Origin of the sequence: Vibrio sp. 10N.261.55.A7, assembly GCF_002877365.1 — a bacterium.
In the GTDB taxonomy this organism is placed as follows: domain Bacteria; phylum Pseudomonadota; class Gammaproteobacteria; order Enterobacterales; family Vibrionaceae; genus Vibrio.
In genome coordinates, this window is the sequence record NZ_MCWZ01000074.1 from 1 (window position 1) to 2286 (window position 2286).

The following is a 2286-nucleotide window of genomic DNA, read 5'->3' on the forward strand; positions in this document are numbered from 1 at the left end:
GATTTTTCTTGTAAGTTACTGTATTTAATTGAATAAAAAAATATTCCTCTGAAAGCATGATCATGTATTAAACGAAACTATGATCATCGTAATGATGAAAGCATGATCAAACTATCTTACAAGCATGATCATCTATAAGTAGGATCGATGATCATGTGGTGCTGAAAGTATGATCATCAGGTATTAACATCTTATCCACAACCGTTTTAGTCACCGAGTTCTATATTAACCTGATTTACTTCTTTCTAATGATAATAAATAGGCTGAACTCTTGGAAGCATGATCATGTGAAGATACAGAATCGTCACTACTGTTTGCTTATTGAACAATATTGCATTGGCTCGACTTGTTTTGTTCTAGAGGAGCAACCACTGCTGCTTCGTCCTATTACTCGAAAGCATGATCATGTAATTGCGTCATTTTCCAATGGTTTGAGATGAATACAATGGCTTAAGCTAGAATCCATGTGTATTTGGCTCTAGCCTTTAGTGTATCTACATCTAGCCGTAACTTAGACAACTATTTACATGCTTCCGATAGTAACTATCACTTGATCATTGTTCCGTAAAGTGATCCTTGTATAAGATCACCATTAATATAAATACTTCCCCAATATTTCTCTTGATCATCTTTCCGAGTTTACGAAATTACACGGACGAATGATCATGATAGCTTCCTTGATCATACTTCCTAGTGAAGCTATCAGTGGAAGGTAGGCAGATTCGAAAGTTGTGACTATAAATGGCTTATGAGAACGTTCTTCTTATACATATGTGATTTCTTTCGTTGTGGTTACCGATTGAAATTACACTGTCCGTAATTAGAGTGCACTTTGTAATCGTTCCGGCAAAATATGGTTAAATGCGGTTGATATGGACAAAAAAATATTTACACCGAATAATCATTTTACATTGTAAATTGGTGACGTGGTAACACTTAAATTCTGTAGTAGATACAGGTAGAACTAGTGAAGAAATTTAAAGTGTTCTTTGAGATGAAATTAGCAACATTCATTAATTACATAGTTTGCACTCTAATTAATGATAACTTTATATTTAATTGAATGTTCACCTTTTTATTGTGTATGTCATTAAGTGCTGTACAATTGGTGAGTGGGTTAATGATAACGGAATCTGGCAATGAAAAGAGAACAAACCATTGAAAATCTCTACCAGCTAGCTGAACAAACGCAGCAAGTTCAAGCTGACCGTATTGAGATTGTATTAGAAGAACGAAGTGACGAGCATTTCCCTCCTATGTCCAAGGCATTAATGGAGACTCGCTCAGGGCTGACGCGCAGAAAACTGGATGATGCGATCAGTAAACTTGAATCTGCGGGGCATCAGTTTACAAAAAACAATGCGAACCATTATTCGATTTCTCTTCAAGAAGCGCATATGTTAATGGATGCTGCTGGGGTTGCTAAGTTCCACCAACGCAAGAAAAATGGTGATAATAAGCCATGGATCATTAATGTTCAGAACCAAAAGGGTGGGACAGGTAAATCGATGACTGCCGTTCACTTGGCAGCGTGCTTAGCGCTCAATTTGGATAAACGTTACCGCATATGTTTGATTGACTTAGATCCACAGGGCTCTCTGCGCTTGTTTTTGAATCCTCAAATCAGTGTTTCTGAGCATGAAAATATCTATTCAGCCGTTGATGTCATGCTAGATAATATCCCTGATGGCGTCGAGGTCGATAAAGAGTTTTTGCACAAGAATGTCATGATGCCGACTCAATATCCTAACCTCAAGACGGTCTCTGCGTTCCCTGAAGATGCAATGTTTAACGCTGAAGCGTGGCAACACCTCTCTCAAAATCAGTCGTTAGATATCGTAAAACTGCTCAAAGAAAAGTTGATTGACCAGATAGCCGATGACTTTGACATCATTATGATAGATACCGGTCCACACGTTGATCCACTTGTTTGGAATGCGATGTACGCGTCTAATGCGCTACTCATTCCTTGTGCTGCGAAACGTCTTGATTGGGCATCCACAGTTAACTTTTTCCAACATCTACCAACCGTTTATGAGATGTTCCCTGACGATTGGAAAGGGCTAGAGTTTGTGCGTTTGATGCCTACGATGTTTGAAGATGACAATAAAAAACAAGTGTCAGTATTAACCGAAATGAACTACCTGCTGGGTGATCAAGTGACCATGGCGACGATTCCACGAAGCCGAGCGTTTGAAACTTGCGCTGATACTTATAGCACCGTATTTGACCTTACTGTTGGTGATTTTGAGGGAGGCAAGAAGACGCTTGCTACCGCTCAAGATG

At 38.8% G+C, this 2286-nt stretch carries 1 protein-coding gene; it reads left to right on the forward strand.

What is annotated here, in order from left to right:
• Nucleotides 1-1139: 1139 nt before the first annotated feature.
• A partial coding sequence (locus BCU12_RS05925) for a ParA family protein (RefSeq protein WP_102403430.1) occupies nt 1140-2286 on the forward strand: 1147 nt, incomplete at its 3' end.